The 21,658-nt window shown below is 34.4% G+C and carries 22 protein-coding genes; 10 read left to right on the forward strand and 12 right to left on the reverse strand.

Going from position 1 to position 21,658, the window contains the following annotated elements; all coding sequences use genetic code 11:
- The first annotated feature begins 60 nt into the window (after positions 1-60).
- The 3 genes from gntT (at position 61) to H3S73_RS11745 (ending at position 3,890) form a co-directional block, all read left to right on the forward strand.
- Positions 61-1,425, forward strand: coding sequence for a gluconate transporter (gene gntT, locus H3S73_RS11735; protein WP_370528808.1), 1,365 nt, complete (start codon positions 61-63; stop codon positions 1,423-1,425).
- 141 nt (positions 1,426-1,566) lie between these two features.
- On the forward strand, positions 1,567-3,033 hold the full coding sequence (gene guaB / locus H3S73_RS11740; protein ID WP_086327057.1) for an IMP dehydrogenase: 1,467 nt from the start codon (positions 1,567-1,569) through the stop codon (positions 3,031-3,033).
- A 551-nt stretch (positions 3,034-3,584) separates the two neighbouring features.
- Positions 3,585-3,890 (forward strand): DUF6694 family lipoprotein, encoded by a 306-nt coding sequence (locus tag H3S73_RS11745; protein ID WP_198228038.1) that lies wholly within the window; start codon positions 3,585-3,587, stop codon positions 3,888-3,890.
- A gap of 429 nt (positions 3,891-4,319) precedes the next feature.
- On the opposite strand, the gene pgm is transcribed toward H3S73_RS11745, so the two are convergent.
- Both pgm and H3S73_RS11755 read right to left on the reverse strand, forming a co-directional pair.
- A complete protein-coding gene (gene pgm, locus H3S73_RS11750; RefSeq protein ID WP_198236728.1) occupies positions 4,320-5,957 on the reverse strand; it encodes a phosphoglucomutase (alpha-D-glucose-1,6-bisphosphate-dependent) in 1,638 nt (545 codons plus the stop codon).
- Between the two features lie 91 nt (positions 5,958-6,048).
- Positions 6,049-6,561, reverse strand: coding sequence for a hypothetical protein (locus tag H3S73_RS11755; RefSeq protein ID WP_086326061.1), 513 nt, complete (start codon positions 6,559-6,561; stop codon positions 6,049-6,051).
- 371 nt (positions 6,562-6,932) lie between these two features.
- Here H3S73_RS11755 and H3S73_RS11760 point away from each other — a divergent pair, with 371 nt between their 5' ends.
- Together H3S73_RS11760 and gloA are read left to right on the forward strand one after the other, a co-directional pair.
- Positions 6,933-7,436: a glycine zipper 2TM domain-containing protein gene (locus tag H3S73_RS11760; protein WP_198228134.1), complete on the forward strand. Its 504-nt coding sequence runs from the start codon at positions 6,933-6,935 to the stop codon at positions 7,434-7,436.
- Between the two features lie 245 nt (positions 7,437-7,681).
- Positions 7,682-8,089, forward strand: a complete 408-nt coding sequence (gene gloA, locus H3S73_RS11765; protein ID WP_198228042.1) for a lactoylglutathione lyase — start codon at positions 7,682-7,684, stop codon at positions 8,087-8,089.
- A gap of 199 nt (positions 8,090-8,288) precedes the next feature.
- Here gloA and gmk read toward each other — a convergent pair whose 3' ends face one another.
- Complete coding sequence (gene gmk / locus H3S73_RS11770) at positions 8,289-8,912, reverse strand: guanylate kinase (protein ID WP_198236727.1); 624 nt, start codon at positions 8,910-8,912, stop codon at positions 8,289-8,291.
- A 247-nt stretch (positions 8,913-9,159) separates the two neighbouring features.
- Between gmk and H3S73_RS11775 the strand changes: the two genes are divergently transcribed.
- Both H3S73_RS11775 and H3S73_RS11780 read left to right on the forward strand, forming a co-directional pair.
- Complete coding sequence (locus H3S73_RS11775) at positions 9,160-9,855, forward strand: AzlC family ABC transporter permease (RefSeq protein WP_086326065.1); 696 nt, start codon at positions 9,160-9,162, stop codon at positions 9,853-9,855.
- Positions 9,852-10,175, forward strand: a complete 324-nt coding sequence (locus tag H3S73_RS11780) for an AzlD domain-containing protein (protein WP_065738874.1) — start codon at positions 9,852-9,854, stop codon at positions 10,173-10,175. Before H3S73_RS11775 ends, H3S73_RS11780 begins: the two co-directional genes overlap by 4 nt.
- A gap of 44 nt (positions 10,176-10,219) precedes the next feature.
- On the opposite strand, the gene H3S73_RS11785 is transcribed toward H3S73_RS11780, so the two are convergent.
- The 8 genes from H3S73_RS11785 to H3S73_RS11820 form a co-directional block, all read right to left on the reverse strand.
- Positions 10,220-11,119 carry a heme biosynthesis HemY N-terminal domain-containing protein gene (locus tag H3S73_RS11785; RefSeq protein ID WP_198231965.1) on the reverse strand — a complete coding sequence of 300 codons (900 nt, stop codon included), beginning with the start codon at positions 11,117-11,119 and terminating at the stop codon, positions 10,220-10,222.
- Between the two features lie 10 nt (positions 11,120-11,129).
- Entirely contained in the window at positions 11,130-12,584 is a 1,455-nt protein-coding gene (locus H3S73_RS11790) for a uroporphyrinogen-III C-methyltransferase (RefSeq protein WP_198228046.1), read from the reverse strand.
- A 241-nt stretch (positions 12,585-12,825) separates the two neighbouring features.
- Complete coding sequence (locus H3S73_RS11795) at positions 12,826-13,554, reverse strand: uroporphyrinogen-III synthase (RefSeq protein ID WP_198228048.1); 729 nt, start codon at positions 13,552-13,554, stop codon at positions 12,826-12,828.
- Positions 13,551-14,471: a hydroxymethylbilane synthase gene (gene hemC, locus H3S73_RS11800; protein ID WP_198236726.1), complete on the reverse strand. Its 921-nt coding sequence runs from the start codon at positions 14,469-14,471 to the stop codon at positions 13,551-13,553. The genes H3S73_RS11795 and hemC overlap by 4 nt, the downstream gene beginning before the upstream one ends.
- A 127-nt stretch (positions 14,472-14,598) precedes the next feature.
- Positions 14,599-15,966 (reverse strand): adenylosuccinate lyase, encoded by a 1,368-nt coding sequence (gene purB / locus H3S73_RS11805; RefSeq protein ID WP_198236725.1) that lies wholly within the window; start codon positions 15,964-15,966, stop codon positions 14,599-14,601.
- Between the two features lie 47 nt (positions 15,967-16,013).
- On the reverse strand, positions 16,014-16,661 hold the full coding sequence (gene hflD / locus H3S73_RS11810) for a high frequency lysogenization protein HflD (protein ID WP_039129884.1): 648 nt from the start codon (positions 16,659-16,661) through the stop codon (positions 16,014-16,016).
- Position 16,662: 1 nt separating this feature from the next.
- The gene (gene mnmA, locus H3S73_RS11815) at positions 16,663-17,781 is read right to left on the reverse strand and encodes a tRNA 2-thiouridine(34) synthase MnmA (RefSeq protein WP_198228054.1); all 1,119 of its coding nucleotides are present in this window, start codon (positions 17,779-17,781) and stop codon (positions 16,663-16,665) included.
- A 256-nt stretch (positions 17,782-18,037) separates the two neighbouring features.
- Positions 18,038-18,724: a LexA family transcriptional regulator gene (locus H3S73_RS11820; protein WP_198228056.1), complete on the reverse strand. Its 687-nt coding sequence runs from the start codon at positions 18,722-18,724 to the stop codon at positions 18,038-18,040.
- A gap of 151 nt (positions 18,725-18,875) precedes the next feature.
- Here H3S73_RS11820 and H3S73_RS11825 point away from each other — a divergent pair, with 151 nt between their 5' ends.
- Entirely contained in the window at positions 18,876-19,100 is a 225-nt protein-coding gene (locus H3S73_RS11825) for a helix-turn-helix domain-containing protein (RefSeq protein ID WP_038517432.1), read from the forward strand.
- Positions 19,101-19,166: 66 nt separating this feature from the next.
- Here the strand turns inward: H3S73_RS11825 and tpiA are convergent, their stop codons facing one another.
- A complete protein-coding gene (gene tpiA / locus H3S73_RS11830) occupies positions 19,167-19,931 on the reverse strand; it encodes a triose-phosphate isomerase (protein ID WP_198228058.1) in 765 nt (254 codons plus the stop codon).
- Between the two features lie 100 nt (positions 19,932-20,031).
- On the opposite strand from tpiA, the gene zapB reads away from it, so the two are divergent.
- Positions 20,032-20,277 (forward strand): cell division protein ZapB, encoded by a 246-nt coding sequence (zapB, locus tag H3S73_RS11835; RefSeq protein ID WP_065738884.1) that lies wholly within the window; start codon positions 20,032-20,034, stop codon positions 20,275-20,277.
- A gap of 76 nt (positions 20,278-20,353) precedes the next feature.
- Complete coding sequence (locus tag H3S73_RS11840; protein ID WP_198236724.1) at positions 20,354-21,658, forward strand: DUF2868 domain-containing protein; 1,305 nt, start codon at positions 20,354-20,356, stop codon at positions 21,656-21,658.

Raw genomic sequence — 21,658 nt, forward strand, 5'->3', positions numbered from 1 at the left:
TCTAATTCTCATTTTAGACATTTTTTCCATTATTTTTTTTATTTTCCTCTATAATTCCAAATGTTACCGATAACATGTCAGATTATTCTAGAGGAAATATTCATGCCGTTAATCATTATAGCTATAGGCGTAGCTTTATTACTTGTCTTAATGTTGCCGCTGCGCGTCAATGGTTTTATTGCCTTGATTCTTGTTGCCTTAAGTGTTGGTATCATGGAAGGTATGCCCATAATGGCAGTGGTTCAATCCATAAAAAATGGAGTAGGGGGAACACTGGGTAGCTTAGCATTAATTATGGGTTTTGGTGCCATGCTGGGTAAACTATTAGCGGATTGTGGTGGTGCACAGCGCATTGCAACAACGTTAATTAATACATTTGGTGATAAAAAAATACAATGGGCTGTTACACTAACGGGTTTTATTGTTGGTTTTGCCTTATTTTATGAGGTAGGTTTTGTTTTATTGCTACCGCTTGTATTAACCATTGCAGCAACCCTTCGTATCTCCCCATTATATATTGGTATTCCTATGGCGGCGGCCTTATCTGTTACTCATGGTTTTTTACCTCCTCACCCTGGTCCAACCGCTATTGCCGAAATATTTAAAGCTGATATGGGACGCACTTTACTTTACGGTACCATCATAGGTATTCCAACTGTAATTTTAGCCGGCCCTGTACTTGCCAAAATGCCTTTTATACGAGCCATTAATCACCCGATTGAAGACGGATTGTATAATTCAAAACAATTTACTGATGAACAGATGCCAAGTTTTGTTGTCAGTGTATTTACTGCTTTAATTCCAGTTGTACTCATGTCAATTCGAGCAGTATGTGAAATGACTTTACCAAAAGGACATTTGATTCTGCCTTATGTTGAATTCTTTGGTGATCCAATTATCGCTACATTGATTTCAGTTATTGTCGCGGTGTTTACCTTTGGCATTTTCCGTGGGCGTTCAATGGCTCAAATTAATACGACTTTAGCGGATTCAATTAAAATCATCGCCATGATGTTATTGATTATTGGTGGCGGTGGCGCCTTTAAACAAGTTTTAGTTGATAGTGGCGTTAAAGTTTATATTGAAGAGATGATGCATGCATCTAATATATCACCACTTATTATGGCTTGGTTAATTGCTGCATTATTGCGATTAGCGCTTGGTTCGGCAACGGTTGCGGCATTAACTGCAGGTGGCATTGTATTCCCATTAATCGCTTCTACAGGCGTGAGTCCGGAATTGATGGTGATTGCGACTGGAGCAGGTAGCGTGGTGTTTTCTCATGTTAATGATCCTGGATTTTGGTTATTTAAAGAATATTTTAACCTTAGCATTACCGAAACCATGAAATCGTGGTCTTTGCTAGAAACGGTCATTTCGGTGTGTGGATTAGTAGGTTGTTTAGTGATCAATATATTTATCTAATTTACCAAATTTTTATTTTTTCCTTAGTGGATAATTCTGCTAAGGAATTTTTCTTAAATACCGCTGGTCTTTTTGCGCAAAAGTGAGTAGAATGCATCGGCAATATTTTATCAACAACTCAACTCAATGGTGAATATTGTCATGTCTCGTATAGTAAAAGAAGCCCTCACGTTTGATGACGTGTTATTAGTCCCAGCCCATTCCACTGTTTTACCGAATACTGCTGATATCAGTACGCAACTTACCCAAACCATTAAACTAAATATTCCAATGCTTTCAGCAGCAATGGATACCGTTACTGAATCTGATTTAGCCATTGCACTTGCGCAAGAAGGTGGAATTGGTTTTATCCATAAAAATATGTCGATTGAGAACCAAGCTAATCATGTAAGACGAGTGAAAAAACATGAAAGCGGGATTGTGCAAGATCCGGTAACTGTTTTACCAACAGCCACTATCAAACAAGTAATCGATTTAGCGAAAGAATATGGATTTGCTGGTTTTCCTGTTGTGACTGAGTCACAAGAATTAGTGGGTATTATTACTGCACGAGATGTTCGATTTGCAACTGATTTATCACTGCCCGTTACTGCGGTAATGACTCCGAAAGAACGTTTAGTTACGGTAAAAGAAGGCGAACAACGTGAAATTGTTTTAAAAAAAATGCATGAACATCGCGTCGAAAAAGTGTTAGTTGTTGATTCGAAATTTCATCTTAAAGGTATGATCACCGTCAAAGATTATAATAAAGCTGAACAAAAACCTAATGCATGTAAAGATGAAAAAGGGCGCTTGCGTGTGGGAGCCGCAGTGGGTGCGGGGGCAGGAAATGAAGAACGTATTGCCGCATTAGTTGAAGCTGGCGTCGATGTGTTATTAATTGATTCATCACATGGTCACTCTGAGGGTGTGTTAGAACGTATTCGTCAAGCACGAAAAGCCTATCCTGATCTACAAATTATCGGAGGTAATGTCGCTACAGCAGAGGGAGCTAAAGCACTTATTGATGCTGGCGTAAATGCTGTTAAAGTAGGGATAGGTCCAGGTTCAATTTGTACTACTCGTATTGTTACTGGCGTGGGTGTACCACAAATTAGTGCAATTATGGATGCAGTTGAGATGGCACAAAAGCACAATATTCCAGTTATTGCCGATGGTGGCATCCGTTTTTCTGGAGATATAGCCAAAGCTATAGCTGCGGGTGCCGCTTGTGTTATGGTCGGTTCTATGTTTGCAGGCACTGAAGAAGCTCCTGGCGAAATTGAATTGTTCCAAGGTCGAGCTTATAAATCTTATCGTGGTATGGGATCGCTTGGTGCAATGGCGAAAGGATCCTCCGATCGCTATTTCCAAACGGATAATGCTGCTGATAAACTCGTGCCAGAAGGCATCGAAGGACGTATTGCTTATAAAGGTTTCTTAAAGGAAATCATCCACCAACAAATGGGAGGATTACGTTCTTGTATGGGATTAACCGGTTGTGCAACCATTGATGAATTACGCACTAAATCGAAATTCTATCGCATCACTGGCGCAGGTATGAAAGAAAGCCATGTACATGATGTTTTAATTACCAAAGAGCCACCTAACTATCGAGCTGGGGTATAATTTTAGTATATCTCTTTTCTAGGGTAGTTTGATTTTAGGCATTTTAAAATAGATATCGCTTGTCATCATTAAAATTTTTCAAAACTAAAGGGACTTCTTAAGTCCCTTTAATCAATGGTACTACAACACCGTATTTTTTATCTTTCTTTGTTTTAACTATGATTCATACTTAAACATTGAATTGAAGATTAAAAAAATGAAACGGTATAGACTCCTGAATATTTTTTACAAAAATTCTTTTTTATGCATAACATTATCATTCAGTAAAATTCTTTCGTTGCAATTGGTTTTGTCTATTTTTAATGGATTGGTTGCTAATGTAACTTAGTCTATCTTAACGTTACCGTTTTAATGGATAATCCTACCAAATTATAATTTAAAAAATTTAATAGATATTGCCATTAGATAATTTTCGATGCTCTATTTAAAAAATTTAATTAAATTAATGAGTTTTCAAGTTATTTTTTTGCGTAAATAATTTGATCTGTAATCAAATTATCTATAATATTAACTCGTAATCAGTATATTATAAGGATAAATGGAAATAGGAAATGAGAAAGTCATTAATTGCGTTAATTTCAGTAGTATTATTAACAGGTTGTGGTGATAAAACCATTGATGCATCATCTTCAGAAAATCTACAAAAATCGATTTCTGAGATGGTAAATGAACTTCAAGGCGAACAGTTACAATCATTTAATCTCTCAATTGGTAGAATTATGATTAATTCAGTTATTGAAGCAGCGGGTGATGAGAAAAAGAAACAAGAGATTATCAAAAGCAAAATTGATGGTAAAACGGCTGCAGAAGTTATTCAAATTGGTGAAAACGAAAAAATACCAGGAGAAGCCGACTAAATATTTTTAAAATATCAAGATTGCAATATTTTAATACAGGTTAACGAGATATTTGAAATATAAAGAGTAATTTTTTAAGAATAATAATTTAAAAATCGGTAATATAAATAATTCATTAGGCTAATATTAAATTTTTATAATTAATAATACGATAATTTATAACTCTCAATAAAAGTTGCAATCTTTCTAAAATTATCCAAATTCTTTGTCAGGTTCTTTCATTTCAATAAACACCTTATTGTTCCAACGCAAAAATAATAATTCAAAGTGTTCAGAATGATCTTTTTAATGGTAACTTTCATTACAAGGATTTCTAATAATTTTACTGAAAAAAATAATTAGAAATGCTTTTTATAAAAACAAGATAGCAGCCATAACGACTGCTATTTTTTCTTTTTTTGGGGGGGTAAATAACCATCATATATATGGTTATTTTATTGCCTTGGCTACGATTTCTTGAGCTTCTTTCTGTAAAGTCGCTAAATGATCATTACTGATAAAGCTTTCAGCATAGATTTTATAAGCATCTTCTGTACCAGATGGACGAGCGGCAAACCAACCATTTTCTGTGATAACTTTTAGTCCACCGATTGGTGCATTGTTAGCGGGTGCTGTGGTTAAGCACTGAGTTATCTTTTCTCCTCCAAGTTTGTCAGTGGTTAACTGACTTGCATCAAGTTTAGATAGTTTTTGTTTTTCACTAAACGTTGCAGGAGCTTGAATTCGTCCATAATAAGATATCCCAAATTTGGCTTCAAGTTCTTGGTATTGTTCTTGAGGATTTTTGCCGATTTTAGCTGTCATTTCCGCAGCAAGCAAACAAAGAATAATACCGTCTTTATCTGTTGTCCAAACTTTGCCGTTTGTTCTTAAAAACGATGCGCCCGCGCTCTCTTCACCTGCGAATCCTAATTTGCCGTTATAAAGCGCATCAGCATACCATTTAAAACCTACAGGGTACTCTAAGTATGTTTTATTAAGGCTATTTGCTACGCGATCTATCATTGAACTGGTGACCAATGTTTTACCAATAGCAATATCTTTGTTCCATTGTGGGCGATTTTGGAAAAGATAGTTAACGCAAGTTGAAAGATAAGCGTTAGGGTTCATTAATCCTTTAGGCGTTACAATTCCATGACGGTCAGAATCCGTATCGTTACCAAATGCTAAATCAAACTTATCTTTTAACTCTAATAAACCCGCCATTGCCCATTGGCTGGAGCAATCCATTCTAATCACTTCATCATGATCCAAATGCATAAAACTAAAAGTCGGGTCAATTTTATTATTCACAATATTGAGGTTTATACCATATTTTTCAGCAATACGCGGCCAATAAGTGACACTCGCACCACCTAATGGATCGACACCTATATTTAAATTTGAGGATTTAATTAATGCCAAATCTAAAATATTTTCCAGATCATTAACATAATCTGTTTCATATTCTTTGGTATGAATATAAGATGAGTTAAGTGCTTTTTCTAACGTAACACGCTTTACACCATTAAGGTTGTTTTTGAGTAATTCATTAGCGCGATTTTCTATCTGTTTCGTAATATCGGTATCAGCCGGTCCACCATTAGTAGGATTATATTTTATACCACCATCTTCAGGGGGATTATGTGAAGGGGTAATGACAATACCGTCGGCAAGTTGTGATTGTTTATCTTGATTAAATGTCAGAATGGCATGTGAAATAACCGGTGTCGGCGTATATCCCCAATCACGCGCGATAATTACCGTTTGCTCGTTTGCAACGAAAACTTCAAGCACGGATTTTAAAGCTAATTCGGACAGAGCATGTGAATCTTGACCAATAAAACACGGGCCTGTGACATTGTTGGCTTTACGGTATTCGGCGATTGCTTGAGCAACAGCTAAAATATGCGCCTCATTAAATGTACCTTTATTTGCACTACCTCGATGACCTGAGGTGCCAAAAATCACTAATTGACTGGCATTTTCTGGGTTAGGGCTAATCTGATAATAATTATTTTTCAAAGTTTCAACATTAATCAAATCGGCTGGCTTTGCTAATAATCCTGCTCGGCTGTGATTTGCCATTTTATACTCCTTTTTCCAAAATTTTATATCCACATCCAAATTTATATTTATGTTAGCAATTGTTAGCTATTTAATATATATAGTGAATGTTTTATTTTATTTGTGCTGAAAAAATATTAATAACTTGGTTTATCATACTTTCTGAAATGCCCATATCACTCATTATTGATTCTAGTATATACATTTTTCTAGCCGTATTAGTATTACTAATAACCCAATAAGGTGTTCCGATAACTTCGCGAGGCTTGGTATTTTTACCTGATGTTTCTAAAGATTTTTTATCTTTTGCTAAATATTGTCGTTTACTACCATGTAAAGAAGTGGCCGCTATCGAAAAAAGGGCGGGATTATAGTTATAAAGTGCGCCAAGTAGTAATATAAAACGGCTAATGATTGACTTTTCGTTAATAAACAAATCACTATCTAATAAATCATTAAATAATGTATATTGAGTTTCAGGTTGAGAAACAATGTTAGTCTTAGCTTTAACGGGTTGATTTATTTTTAATAAACGTCGCAAAATACTGGATGCATCTTCACCAATATGTTTTGTTTGTGATGCGATAAAATGGTATAATTCTTCGTCAATTTCGATAGTTTTCATTATGTTAGTTATGCCTATAAATTAATCTACTGGACTCGTTTGCATTGCAAAGTTGTCGGGTTAATGTAAATTGTTGTTTACTTCATTAGACAAGCAAGTAGCATTTATTGATTAGGCTATTGCTTTTTTAATTTCTGTTATTAGTTTATATTATGACAGGCGGATATCATAACTGATAATATTAAATGAAAAAATAACCGTTTCATATACTAATTGTATGGTAGATAAACTATTGAGCTGAGTATAACTCAACTTGATAATAAATAGTATTATCATTTGATAAAATAATGAAAAGCATATTGTCGTTTTTGTAAAAGAATATTATGCTTAAAATGTATGAGCTTGCTCATGCTCAATAATATGAGGAATAAATTATGAAAAAAATTGTCACGGCAGCTATCTTAGTTTCACTTCTCTCTGGTTGCACCAATAGTGATATATATTCAGGTGATGTCTATACAACTGATCAAGCAAAACAAGTTCAACAAGTTAGTTACGGTACTATTGTATCTGTACGTCCAGTCAAAATTCAGACCAATGCTACAAATGGTAAAAATGAAAACGTTGTCGGTTCACTAGGTGGTGCTGTGATTGGCGGTGTGTTAGGTAATACCATTGGTAATGGTACTGGTAGAGCGTTAGCTATTGCTACAGGCGCCATTGGTGGTGCAGTAATTGGTAGTGCAATTGAAGATAAAACTAGCCAAACAAATGCTGTCGAGTTAGAAATTGAGCGAGAAAACGGCGGTAATATTGTTATCGTGCAAAAAGGCTCTCCTAATGAATTTTATACAGGCCAACATGTTCGTTTAGTAAGTAATGGTAAACAAATAAGCGCCTCTCCACGTTATGGTAGTTCCTATAATAATCAATAGGTTAAAAACTATTAATCTTAACTTTCGCTTGCTTAATAAGTGAGCGAAAGTTGAAGTTTAAATTTGAGTTATGCTATTAGCATAATAATCTCTCCAAGTTAACCATTAATTACTTCTCTAAAAATTTCCCATTTCAATGCAATTTCTAAATCAAACTCTAATCTAAATATAAAATATTTGCCTGTATAATCACTAACAGATAAAATCAGTTGGTGCAGTTAACTATTAAAAGGAACAATAAAGCAATGCGTATATTACATACTATGATTCGAGTTGGAGATTTACAACGTGCTATTGATTTTTATACTCGTGTAATGGGAATGAAACTATTAAGAACCAGTGAAAATACAGAATATAAATATTCTCTTGCATTTGTTGGTTATGGCGATGAAACCTCCAGTTCAGTTATAGAACTTACCTACAATTGGGGCACAGAGCAATATAATCATGGTGATGCTTTTGGCCATATTGCTATTGGTGTGGATGATGTTGCTAAAATGTGTAATGATGTAAAACAAGCGGGTGGTAAAGTTACACGTGAAGCAGGGCCAGTTAAAGGTGGTAAAACGATCATCGCTTTTATTGAAGATCCAGATGGTTATAAAATTGAGCTGATCCAAAATGATCAGGCGGATAAAGCATTAGGTAACTAATTTTATTTACTCATAAAATCGCCGATTCATATCGGCGATCGACTAATTTTTTACATCAATTTTTTTATATCAACTTTTTTACATAACTAAGGTTTATAGTTTTGTAAAATTACTATTGTGACTCCTCTGCAACACTCTAATAATTAATGCAAATAAATATCTAACTTTATTTAGTGATTTAGTGCAGATCGATAATTAATTATTCAGCAAGCAATTCCTTGAGTAATTGTTGATTGGCTAAGGCTTGTTTTGGTTGCTCTAAACTGGCTGCGTTGATAATAGAATTTAATGCATTTAAAGAACATTCAAAATCATCATTAATGATAATGTAATCATATTCATTATAATGTGAAATTTCAGCTTGGGCTTTTTGCATTCTTTTATTAATAACAGTTGCATCATCTTGACCACGTTTAATTAGGCGATTTTCAAGCTCTTTGAGTGATGGCGGTAAAATGAAAATGCTTTTTGCTTGTGGCATTTTTTCTCTTACTTGTTGTGCTCCTTGCCAATCAATATCCAAAAATACATTAATACCTTGTGACAAGCTTTGTTCAATCTCAGCTTTAGAGGTTCCATAATAGTTTTCAAACACATGAGCGTATTCTACAAAGGCTTGCTCATCAATTAATGACTCAAAATGTTTGTGATCGACAAAATAGTAATGTGTGCCATGTAATTCTCCTGGCCTTGGATTACGCGTGGTATGAGAAATAGAAACTTTAGCAGGATGATGATCCTCTTGCTCTAAGTAAGCTCGAATTAAACTTGATTTACCTGCACCACTTGGCGCTGAGATAATAAATAGCGTTCCAGTATACATATATTTGATTGCCACTTTAATTAATATTAAGTTATTTTATTGTCATAAAGACGAGTTTGGCGATATTATAACAAACTTTAACGATAGTTTGTCTCATATTATTATGCAGACTATTTAGTTGGTATAAGTTTATGCTAAGTTAAAAATTAATTAAAAAATATACTGAAACGTATGCTTAACCTGAAACTTTTTTACAAAAAATTATAATTATTCATTAGTTGTAGAGTTATTATATTAAGGAAAGAACATGTCATTAACATTTAAAGATGGTGTTTACGCTTGTATCCCAACTTTATTAGGTTATATTGGTATCGGTATTGCTGCTGGTGTTGTTGGTAAATCCGCACATCTATCTGTATTAGAAATCACTTTATTGGCCGTAATTATTTATGCTGGAGCTTCACAATTCATTGTTTCTGGATTAATGTTAGTTGCTACACCTATTTCAGCTATTATTTTTACGGTATTTTTAGTCAATTCTCGCCACTTTTTAATGAGTATGGCAACCGCACCGACTTTTCGAAAATACTCCTTACTTAACAATATTGGGATTGGTAGCTTATTAACCGATGAGAGTTTTGCCGTGGCAATGAATGCAATTGCTAATAAAGAGCCTATTAATGCTGCATGGATGCATGGACTAAATTTAACCGCTTATATTACTTGGATTTTATCCTGTTTCATTGGTGCCCTAATTGGTGAGTGGTTACCCGATCCAACAAAATTTGGGTTAGATTACGCTTTAGTGGCTATGTTTATCGGGCTTTTGTATTTACAGTTAATTGGCGATAAAACTAAACGTTTAAGAAATCGAGTTATTGCGATGTTAACGGTGAGTGTTTTATTGGTACTGTTATTACGATTTATTTCTTCTGAAATGGCTATACTTATCAGCACATTCGCAGGTTGTTTTATGGGCGTTGCAATGGAGCGTAAAGCATGACCACATACAGTTTATTGATTATTTTAGGGTGTGGACTTGTTACTTGGCTGCCGAGAGTAATTCCATTTATATTAGTACGAAAAGTGCAATTGCCTGAAATCGTTATCCGATTCTTATCATATGTGCCTTTATGTATTTTAACGGCTCTTTTTGTGCAAAATCTCTTTATTGCCAAACAAGGCGAATTCCCTGTTTTTAACATTGAGTATTGTTTAGCGGCTATACCAACTACGTTGATTGCCATTTTGACTAAAAATTTAATGTGGATTGTTGTTGTTGGTATGTGCTCTATGGCGGTCATTCGGTATTTCTTGGTTTAATGATAAATAGGAACAAAAAAAGACAGGGCAAATGCCCTGTTTTTTTATGTTCTTTCTTTCAATTCTAATTTGTTAATCGTTCTGAGGATTTTATCTGCTTCAGCCGTTTGCCCTAATTGATTAAGATAATTTGCCATCGCTCTTTTATAGGCAACATTATTAACAATCGCCTTAGGTTGTGAATTCCACCATTTTATTAAGGCTAACGGATCACTATCGGTTGATAATTGCTTGATACGACTTACATAGGCAACTTGTTTAAATTGGTCTAATTGCGACTCACTAAATGCTCCTGCTTTATACATAGCTGGCATAAGGTCAATGATTGCTTGATAATTTTGTGTATCATAATAGATTTGATCAGCAAGCCTTAGTACTTCTGGATTACGAGGTTTCTCATTTAATAAAGTTTCAATTGTTGCTCGTGCTGCATCATACTCACGGTTTTTAATTTGCAAACGGATTTGCACTAATTGAAAAGCAAATAATTCGTTCGGTTGACAATGTTTAGCTGCTTGTTCTAACGATTGATTAGCTGGAATTACTTCATCATTGTCAATTTGCGTTTGGGCAGCAAGTAAGAACGATAAAGCTGTATTGGTTGAGGCTTTGGCACTCTTCATAAAAAATTTACTGGCTTGTTTATAATCCCCTTCAAGTAATGAAAGCTGTGCTTGCTCAAGTCGTTTAGCTGATTTTCTAGGTGATTTTGAGCGCAACCAGTTGCCCAACATTGTTTTGGAATTAAAGATTTTCTCAAAGAACCAATAGCAAATGTATAAACAAAGTAAACCCAGTAATTCTAAGATCACAAAGGATATAAATGACATACTGATTCTATAATTGGCGACCTCAAAAACGGCTGAGCCTTGATGACCCTGTAATAATGGCCCTAGAAAAAATCCACCCACTAGCACTAAGAAAATAATTAATATTTTAAGCATCATTATTCTCCTATTGTGCCAACATTAAATGAACACGAGTTTGCATCAGTTTTTCTAACTCACTGACACTTTCGAGTTTGTTAGGTACAGATTGGTCACTAATCGATTGGTTGAGCAAATTGTCAAGGTCATCTAAGAAAGCTTTAACACTTGGTGCGTTACTATCAAAATAAGCACTCACCCAAAGTAAAGCATCACTAAGTGCCCTTTGATAGATTAAATCTTGATGTCGAGGTACTGCTTGAGCAGCAATTAAAAGACGAAAACGAATATTTTCTCGAAGATAAAGTGATTGTTCTAACGTCAATGGTTCTTTAAAAATTTGGCATCTAAGCATCTGTTTTTCATCTAAGCCTGCTTTAGACAAACAGGTTTTGAAGTTATTTTCTTTTTCATCGAGGTTTTCGATGGTAATGAATTTAGCCATAAAGTTTTTTGTATTCGTCAGTAAATTACTGGACCAATCTGAAATTGATGAAGTAATACTTTGCTTATCATTATGAGCCATATCAGAATCAGCTCCCAAATTCACGTCTTGCGCGCTGGTTGTATGGGAATTTGACGGTTCTGTTTGGGTTGAGGCAACGGCATCATCATGTTGCGTCATGCCTAAATCTATTTGTTTATAATTACCAACTAAAGGTAATTCATTGAGTGATTCTGAAAGTCCAACCAAATTCATGATAATGCCATCATAATCAATAAAACTCACCTGAGACAGTGAATTAATATCTTCATTAATTGCCTGTCTTGCTGGTATTAAACTTGGATCATTTGCTTGTGCAAGACTTGCATCAGCATTTTTTAACAATAACCGAGCGGTCACATAATCGTGCTCATTCCAGATTTTTCTACCAGCTAAATGCACTAAATAATTAGCTTGAGAAATTAACCAGACACTGTAATTTGTTGCCGACATGGACGATAAGCGTTCATTAAGGTTATAAATATTTTGCTCATTAAGTTTTGATGCATCATTAATCTGATTAGTTAACTGTTGTTGTGCTTTTTGTTGTTCAGTCAATTGATCATCAACTCGTTGCTCTAATGTTGCAAATTGTTGATTCTGTTTGTTTACCGCTTGCGTAATGTTATTTTGTAAATCGTGAATAATACTATCTTTAGTGGTTTGCTTTAAATTAGCTAATTCTGTTTGTAAACTAGCAATCGTCTTTTTTTGGTTTTCAACTTGTGTATGACCGTGATAAAAAACAAAACCTCCAAGACCAAGAGTTAGCGCAATAGCTAAAAGGGATAGTTTTGATACAGGTGCTTTATTGACATTATTAGATGATGCAACTTTTTTTTCAACTGTTGGACTAGATTGGGCGGTTGTTGATGTTCTATTATCTTCTTTCATAGTCTTTTTCGCTTTATCTAAAGTAGTGATAGTGGAAGATTGGCTAAATGAAGAGGTGCTGATGGTAGAAAGTGTGGCATTGGCACCATAATATCGTAATGGCATAACTGACCTCATTTAGCATTGATATAATTAACAATATTATGACATAGAGTCATTATAGTTTTAAATAAAATTTGCTATTTGAATTAACAAACGATCATAATAACTTTTTTTAACCTAGCTTTGCTATTACTTTTAATAAATTAAAATTTTATTCAATAAAATTTTTTAAAATAAATAACCATCTTCACTATTACTATTTAAACGAATAAGCGAAAAGTATTTTTCAACGTTATTAAATTTATTATAACGGGGTAGGGAAGTGTTGTTTTACAGCATTAAAGACAGTTTGATTATCCGCACTATTTATTAATAAAACATTTTGCCATGTTAACTCTTTAGCTTTTGTAAAAATCCTTTGACTGGTTACCAGTAAACGACTTTGTTTTTTGTGTTCATCACTGCTATAGGATTCAAGTTGGTTTAGGTGCTCAATACTGGTAATAATAATGAGTTGTTGTGAGATATGCTCAGATAAGATATCAGGTTGGTAGATTATGGGAGTGCGAGAATAACACTCAATCAATTTTACTTTGGCTTGGCGAGACCTTAGCGTTTGTGCCAGTAATGGTCGACCTGAGTTACCACATAAGATTAAAATGTTTCGTTGTTTTACTGATTGTTGTTGAAGTAACACTAATAATCCTTCACTGTCTTCTCTATCAGGATAATTAACTTCAATTTCGGTGAATTGCTTAAATAATTGTGCAGATTTTTTGCCTATTGCAAAATAACTAATGTTTTTTGGCAAGGTCAAATGGGTAAAACACTGATTAATGGCATGAGTTACTTGGGGGGAAACCACTATCACGATATCTTGGGGTAATAGCTGGTTTAACTGATGCTGTAACTGTAGAATGTCACGACCTTGTGAAATTTTAAAAAATGGCAAATGTTGCGCAGGTAGATTGGCTTGGTTAAATAACTCACTTAATTTTTCACCTTCCGGAGAGGGTCTGGTTACAAAAATCATGCGTCTAATAATTCCGTTAGAATTAAATCTGCACCTTGATTTAATAACTGTTTAGCAAGCTTTTCACCTAAAGATTCGGCTTCGTTTATAAAACCTGTTATCTGTTGTTTAATTATTTTTGAACCGTCAACACGACCCACCAGACCTTGTAAAAATAATTCATCATTATTCAGCCGGCAATAACCCGCAATAGGTACTTGGCATCCGCCTTGTAAGGCGTTATTCATTGCTCTTTCGGCTTGGATACAAACTCGACTTTTTTTATCATCAAGAACTGAAATAATGTCCAATATTTGTTTATCGTCAGTGCGACTTTCAATGCCAATCGCGCCTTGCCCAACAGCGGGCAACATTAAATCTGTATCTATGTATTGAGTAATTCTGTGTTCTAAAGATAAACGTTTTAAACCGACTGACGCCAGAATTATGGCATCATATTGCCCATCATCCAATTTATTGAGACGTGTGCCTACATTACCACGAAGATCTTTAATTATTAAATGGGGAAAATGACTGCGCAACTGACATTGGCGCCGTAAACTTGATGTACCAACAATTGCACTTTCAGGTAAATCATTTAGATTGGTATATTTATTAGCAACAAATGCATCTCGAACCTCATCTCTTTGGCAAATTGCTGCTAGCATCAAACCTTCAGGGAACTGAGCGGAAATGTCTTTAATTGAGTGAACCGCAATATCTGCTTCATTATTTAATATTGCTTGTTCTAACTGTTTAACAAAAAGACCTTTTCCACCAATTTTTGATAATGGACTATCAAGTATAATATCACCTTGAGTCACCATTGGAATAAGTTCAACCGTTAAATCTTTATGTGCTAATAATAGATTTTGTTTAACGAAATTAGCTTGCCATAACGCTAATGGGCTTTTCCTTGTTGCAATACGAATCTTCAATTCATTTTCCTAATTTTATAAATGAGGCTTTTTGTTTGGTTAACTCTGTTATTTTTATAGCGCTAAGGATAATTATTGATAATCAATCCTTAGCACAGTTGTTGTTATACTTAATGATCAGTAAACATTATAACTTATCGACAAAACTGGTCGCAAAACCAATATAATTAGCAGGAGTTAACTGTTTTAAACGTGCTTTTTCTTCCTCAGGTAAATCCAACGATTCAATAAACAGTTGCATACCTTGAGCATCGACACGTTTGCCGCGAGTTAGCTCTTTTAATTTTTCGTATGGTTTTTCAATCCCATAACGTCGCATCACAGTTTGTATCGGTTCCGCTAACACTTCCCAATTACGATTAAGTTCTTCAAGCAAATAGCTTTGATTTACTTCAAGTTTATTTAATCCTTTTAAAGTTGATTGATAAGCAATAACGGCATAACCAATCCCAACACCTAGATTGCGTAAAACGGTTGAATCGGTAAGATCACGTTGCCAACGAGAAATTGGTAATTTACTGCCTAAATGGTTCATGATCGCGTTAGCAATGCCTAAGTTACCTTCTGAATTTTCAAAATCTATTGGATTGACTTTATGTGGCATTGTTGATGAACCAATTTCACCAGCAACGGTTTTTTGTTTAAAATGATTTAATGAAATATAGCCCCATACATCCCGATCAAAGTCAATTACAATAGTATTGAAACGGGCAACACAATCAAAAAATTCGGCAATATAGTCATGTGGTTCAATTTGTGTGGTATAAGGATTCCATTCTAATCCTAATGAGCAAACAAATTCTTCACTCAATTTATTCCAGTCCACTTGTGGATAAGCAACCATATGTGCATTGTAATTTCCTGTTGCACCATTAATTTTACCTAAAATCTCAATCGATTGGAGTTGTTTAAATTGACGTTGCAGACGATAAGCAACATTGGCGAACTCTTTACCAATTGTTGATGGTGTTGCCGGTTGCCCATGTGTTCTGGAAAGTAACGGTAAATCTCGATACTCTTTTGCTTGTGAAGTAATTTTATCAATTAGTTGTTGCCAATAGGGTAGTAAGACCGTTTCTCTGGCTGTTTTTAGCATCAACGCATGCGATAAATTGTTAATATCTTCGGATGTGCATGCAAAATGGATAAATTCATTGATAGCATGCAGTTCTTCGTTACTACTGACTTTTTCTTTTAAAAAATATTCAACCGCTTTTACATCGTGATTGGTGGTTCTTTCTATCTCTTTAATTCGCTTCGCATCTTGCTCATTAAAGTTTTCAATGATTTGATTAAGATGCTCAGTAGCTAATTGGCTTAATGCTGGAACTTCAGGAATATTTTCTTGAGATGCTAATTTTTGTAACCAACGGACTTCAACTTGAACACGGTATTTTAATAAACCATATTCGCTAAAAATGGTACGTAATTGTGTTGTTTTCTCTCCATAACGGCCATCAATAGGCGAAAGGGCAGTAAGTGCAGATAATTCCATCGGTTTAACTCCGTTACTATTTTGAAATATCGAATATAAAATATACGTTAATAAGGTGTATTAATTGTTTGTAATAGCTGTTGCGCTGCATCACAAATACGTTTGCGCTGAAACAAAAACTGTAAACGACTACCACCGACTTGATACCATAGGATGGCCGATCGAATACAGCCCAAAAGTGCAGTTCTGACTTTAGCCTGCACAAAAGCATTCTGTAGAAATTTGGCTTTACCCGTTATCTGTATTTTGGTGGATATAGGGCTGACAATATCAGAATAAATTCCAGCCAATGAATAGGATAAATCTTCAATATTATCACCAATTGTTTCATCACTTAAATCAGGATAAAGACTGGTAATGTGTTTTAATCGTTGATCTATCTTACTTAGTGAATCATTATTTTTTAGTAATTTACTGGTTATATTTAGAGAACTAAAAACATAACGCATTATTTCCATCTGTTCTTTTTGTCCAGATGAAAGTAGCTCAATCAGTGTTTGTAACCCTATTTTAATGTTGTAAATACCATTATAAACATCTAATGTTGTGTTGGGTGAGGTGATAAACACACTTTTTATCGAGCGTTCGTATAATGTACTATTACAGATTCCTGAATTAGCTAATTGCGGAATTAATAATGCACTTTGCGCAACACCTGCAAGTGCAATAGCAATATGATGATACTTGCTGTCCATTTTACAACTCCTGTCTACCTATGATTCGCTCTTCAATGATGCCGCCACCAAGACATACTTCTCCTTGATAAAATACGGCTGATTGTCCTGGCGTTACTGCAGCAACAGGATGAGTAAATATCACTTCAATTTTATCTTCTGATAAAGGATTAACTTGGCAAGCGATATCTTGCTGACGATAACGTGTTTTAACGGTACATGTAAAAGGTTTGCTGACAACTTGACGATCAACCCAATGTAATTGGCTAGCAATTAATCCATCAGAAAATAATGCAGGATGGTCATGTCCTTGTGCAACAATCAATTCATTATTTTGTAAATCTTTATCTACAACATACCAAGGTGTATCATCAGCTTGTTTTAAACCACCAATCCCTAAGCCTTTACGCTGTCCTAATGTGTGATACATAAGTCCATGGTGCTTTCCAATTATTTCACCATCTACCGTGCGAATTGCTCCCCCCTTTGCAGGTAAATAGCGCGCTAAAAAGTCACTGAATTTTCGTTCTCCAATAAAACAGATACCTGTAGAATCTTTTTTAGCCGCCGTTGCTAAACCTAATTGTTGGGCGATTTCACGTACTTTCGGTTTTTCCAGTTCACCTACTGGAAATAAGCTTTGCTTAATTTGAGCTTCATTTAGAGTGTAAAGAAAATAACTTTGGTCTTTATTGTTATCCACACCTCGCAATAATTCAACTTTGCCATTACTTTCACGTTTGCGTACATAATGACCTGTTGCGATATAATCTGCACCAAGATCTTCTGCTGCATATTCAAGAAAGGCTTTAAATTTGATCTCTTTATTACATAAGATATCTGGATTTGGCGTGCGACCTGCTTTATATTCAGATAAAAAATGTTCAAAAACATTATCCCAATATTCAGCAGCAAAATTGATAGTGTGTAATTTGATATTCAATTTATCACAAACGGCTTGAGCATCGGCTAAATCGACTGATGCGGAACAATACTCCTCGGTATCATCTTCTTCCCAATTTTTCATAAATAAGCCAACAACATGGTAACCTTGTTGCTGTAATAGATAAGCTGAAACAGATGAGTCAACGCCACCAGACATGCCGACAACAACTTTTTTGGATGTATTTACATTTGACATAATAACAAAATAGTAGACTTAAGAATTATGATAATTTTATCATACCTCAATAAAAAAGCATAAAGTTATACCCGCAACAGTTTATTTAATCGTGATGGCTTTTTGCTAAAACATAGGGTTAATCTCAAACTTTTTCACATTTTTTTAAACTGATTTTAAAGTTTATAAGAAAGGAAAACTACGAATTAATAATTCTTTTAATAACTCAGTCGAATAATTAGCGACGGAGTTATTAATATATTATATAGTTTTTTTATTAAAAATCCTTTAATAAATAGATGACATGCCCAATGATTTCGAAATTCTGTGGCGAATTTTTATCAATCAAAATCGTTGGGTACTTAGGATTATCACACAATAAAGCTAAGTTAGTCCCCTGATTTTGAATTCGTTTAACACAAATTTGGTCATCATATTGCACAGCATAAAGATAACCATCAATCGGTTTACAATATGCTTTATTAATGATCAAAATATCATGGTTGGATATAGTTGGATCCATACTGTCACCTTTAGCCCAAATCGCAGTTAAATCCTCAGTTTTACATCCTTGATTTTTAATTAAGTTTACTTCAAAAGGAATAGAATCAATTCGTGATAATGGATTGACATTTTTATTTAGGTCATGAAAAGGAATACGAAATGATTCTGTACCTATAGAATCACTAAGTAAACGACATTCTCCTTTTCCTGTTGCTAACCATTCAATAGGTACATCACATTTTTGGGCAATGATTGCTAATCGATTTAATGATGGATAGGTTTTACCAGATAAATAATCTCGAATTACAGCTTCTGACATGCCAACTTTTTTGGCAAAAGCATTACCGGAAAGTCCTTCTAATAATAAAGTTAATCTATTTTTAAAATTTATTACGCCTGTTTTTGTTAAAATGCTCGTTTTTTCGTGCTCGCTAAGCGTTTTAAAATTGTTTTCTTTCATTTTTTGTTCCATTTTATAGATTTTTTTTGTTTTTATAGTTTTGTTTCGTTTTTTTATGTGTTATTCTTTTTGTGGTAACATTTTACCATTTCGTATTGTAATGCCGATAATCATTACAATAGCAAAGAATTAACCTGAAGAGGATCTCATAATGAGCGAACAAGATCAAGATTGGTCACCATCAAGAGTTGTCGGTGAAATTAAAATTAGAGGTGGAAACTTAAGGGCACTATCAAGATCAAGTGGCTTACAAGCTGATACTTTGAGAAATGCTTTATATCGACACTGTCCAAAATATGAACGAATTATTGCTGAATACTTACAAGTTTCTGTTGAAACTATTTGGCCTTCACGTTATAGCATTCAAGCAAAATAATTATTTTTGATACTACATCAATTTAAATTCTTCCTTAAAAAAGACGCCTTTTCAGGCGTCATTATTTTATTTTTTTGCTTGTTCTGCTGCTCGAACAATTGCTGCAAAAGCATCTGCTTTAAGGGATGCACCGCCCACTAAAGCACCATCAATATCTGGTTGTGTAAATAATTCTGCTGCATTTTTATCATTTACTGAACCACCATATTGAATAATTACTTGTTCTGCAACTTGAGCATCTTGTTTTGCAATATGATCACGGATGAATTTATGAACAGCTTGAGCTTGGGCTGGAGTCGCAGATTTGCCAGTACCAATAGCCCAAACAGGCTCATAAGCAATTACTGCACCGTTGAATGCTTCAACACCTAATGCATTTATCACTGCATCAATTTGGCGCGCACATACTGATTGAGTTTGACCTGCTTCATTTTCAGCTTCAGTTTCACCGATACAAAGAACTGGCACTAAACCAGATTCTTTTAATACACCAAATTTTTTGGCAATAAATTCATCTGACTCTTTGTGGTAAGTACGACGTTCTGAATGACCGATAATTACATGAGTGACACCCACTTCCTTTAACATTGTCGCTGATACTTCACCTGTATAAGCGCCAGACAGGTTAACATCTACATCTTGGGCACCTAAAATAATATTAGAACCACCTAATTGATGTTTAACAAAGTCTAAATAAACTACTGGTGGGGCAATAGCAATATCACACGCTGCTTCTGTCGATAGTTCTTTTCTTAAACCCTCAACTAAATTTTTAGCCATATCAATACTACCATTGAGTTTCCAGTTACCCATAACGAGAGGTTTTCGCATAATTTTCTCCAACTTAAGTTTTAAAAAGGTGTTGATTTTAGAATGAATTCGTTATAATGGGGAGTATTATACATCAAATAATTTGAGCTTGAGGAAAAATATGACATTAGAAATTTTAAATCAGTTAGAAAATAAAATTCAGCATACTGTTAATACTATTACGACATTACAAAACGAAATTGCTACTTTAAAGCAAGGCAATCAAGAATTAGAACAGTTGATCAATGACAGTTCAGATGAAATGAAAGCATTACGCGAAGAAAATGAAAAGCTCAAACAAGATCAACAAGTTTGGCAGCAACGTATCCAAACTTTATTAACCAAAATAGGTGAAATCACACAATAAATCACACTATTTATAAACGCGGCTTATCTTGCGATTGTTTTATATTTCATTAATATAATTGTGAAAATTAACTATAATGCGAGAAGAGTTAAAATCGCTGTGGATTGCTCAGACTATTCATTTAATTGAAAAAGAATCTGGGCGATTTGCAGATCAAGATATTAATCGACAAGTAAGAGTGATTCAAACGTCACTGGTTAATCGTATTGTCATGCGTGCGGTTATGCTATCAAAACAAAATGGTTTGTATGCAGCGCAAAAAAATTTATTAAGAGCAATAAACCTTTCCTTTTTCATATTTATTTTTCTTTCTATTATTTGTGGTGCATCATTGGCTTTTAGTACATTAAGTCAAAATCCAATTAATTTGTATTGGGCGCTTTTTAGTTTACTAGGTCTTCATTTAGTCACTTTATTTATCTGGTTAGTCTCCTCTTTTTTGTTTACTAATTTAGGTGGTAGCTTTTTAGTTTATTGCTGGTTATGGTTAGCAAAAAAGTTCTCCCAAAAAAAGACGGTACAACAGCTTATTCCAGCTTTTATTGAGTTATTCGGTGGGCGTATTCGTTGGCTAATTGGATTTGTACTTAATCTTTTTTGGACAGTAATATTAAGTAGTGCGTTAATAGTGCTTATTGCCTTATTTTCAACAAAACATTATAGTTTTGAATGGAAAACAACATTACTTAGCTCAGATACGATTATTAGCCTAACTCATTATTTAGGTTGGTTACCTTCGAAAATAGGGTTTATGATTCCTGATGATAATATTATCAGATTAAGTGAACACGCTCTAAATGCTGGAGAAATACGTTCTGCTTGGGCAATTTGGTTGCTCGGTGTTTTCATCGTTTATGGTTTAGCGATTCGATTTTTATGTATGATAATTTGCGGGATTAATTGGTTGGTTAGTTGTCGACGAATTAAATTCAATACCCAACATCCTGATTATCAATTATTAGCAAATGATCTACAACCTATATTGTTTCATGTTGAAGATGAAGATAATAAAGATAACGTTAAATTTGAACAATCAATTTCGCATTTGACTCAAGAGGGAATAGGTACTTTCTTGGTGGCAATTGATATGCAAGAAGAGTGGAATTCACCAAATTCAGTAACCTTTTTAGGTTTTTTAAATACGCGTGAACAGCGCCGTAAAATTCTTGACTATTTACAATTAACACCTGCTAAAAAGTTATTAATCGCGATTGATACTGATAGGGCACCCGATCGGGGTATGTTAAATTTAATTAATCAACTGACAAGTAAATCGCAGCAGAGTCGGATCTGGTTTATCAATCAAGGCAAACAATTTAATAATTGGCAAGCGTTATCGTTACAATCAGCTTTACCAACATGGTTAAGCGAGGAATTTTAA

The organism is Gilliamella sp. B14384G12, assembly GCF_016101825.1.
In the GTDB taxonomy this organism is placed as follows: Bacteria; Pseudomonadota; Gammaproteobacteria; order Enterobacterales; family Orbaceae; genus Gilliamella; species Gilliamella apicola_N.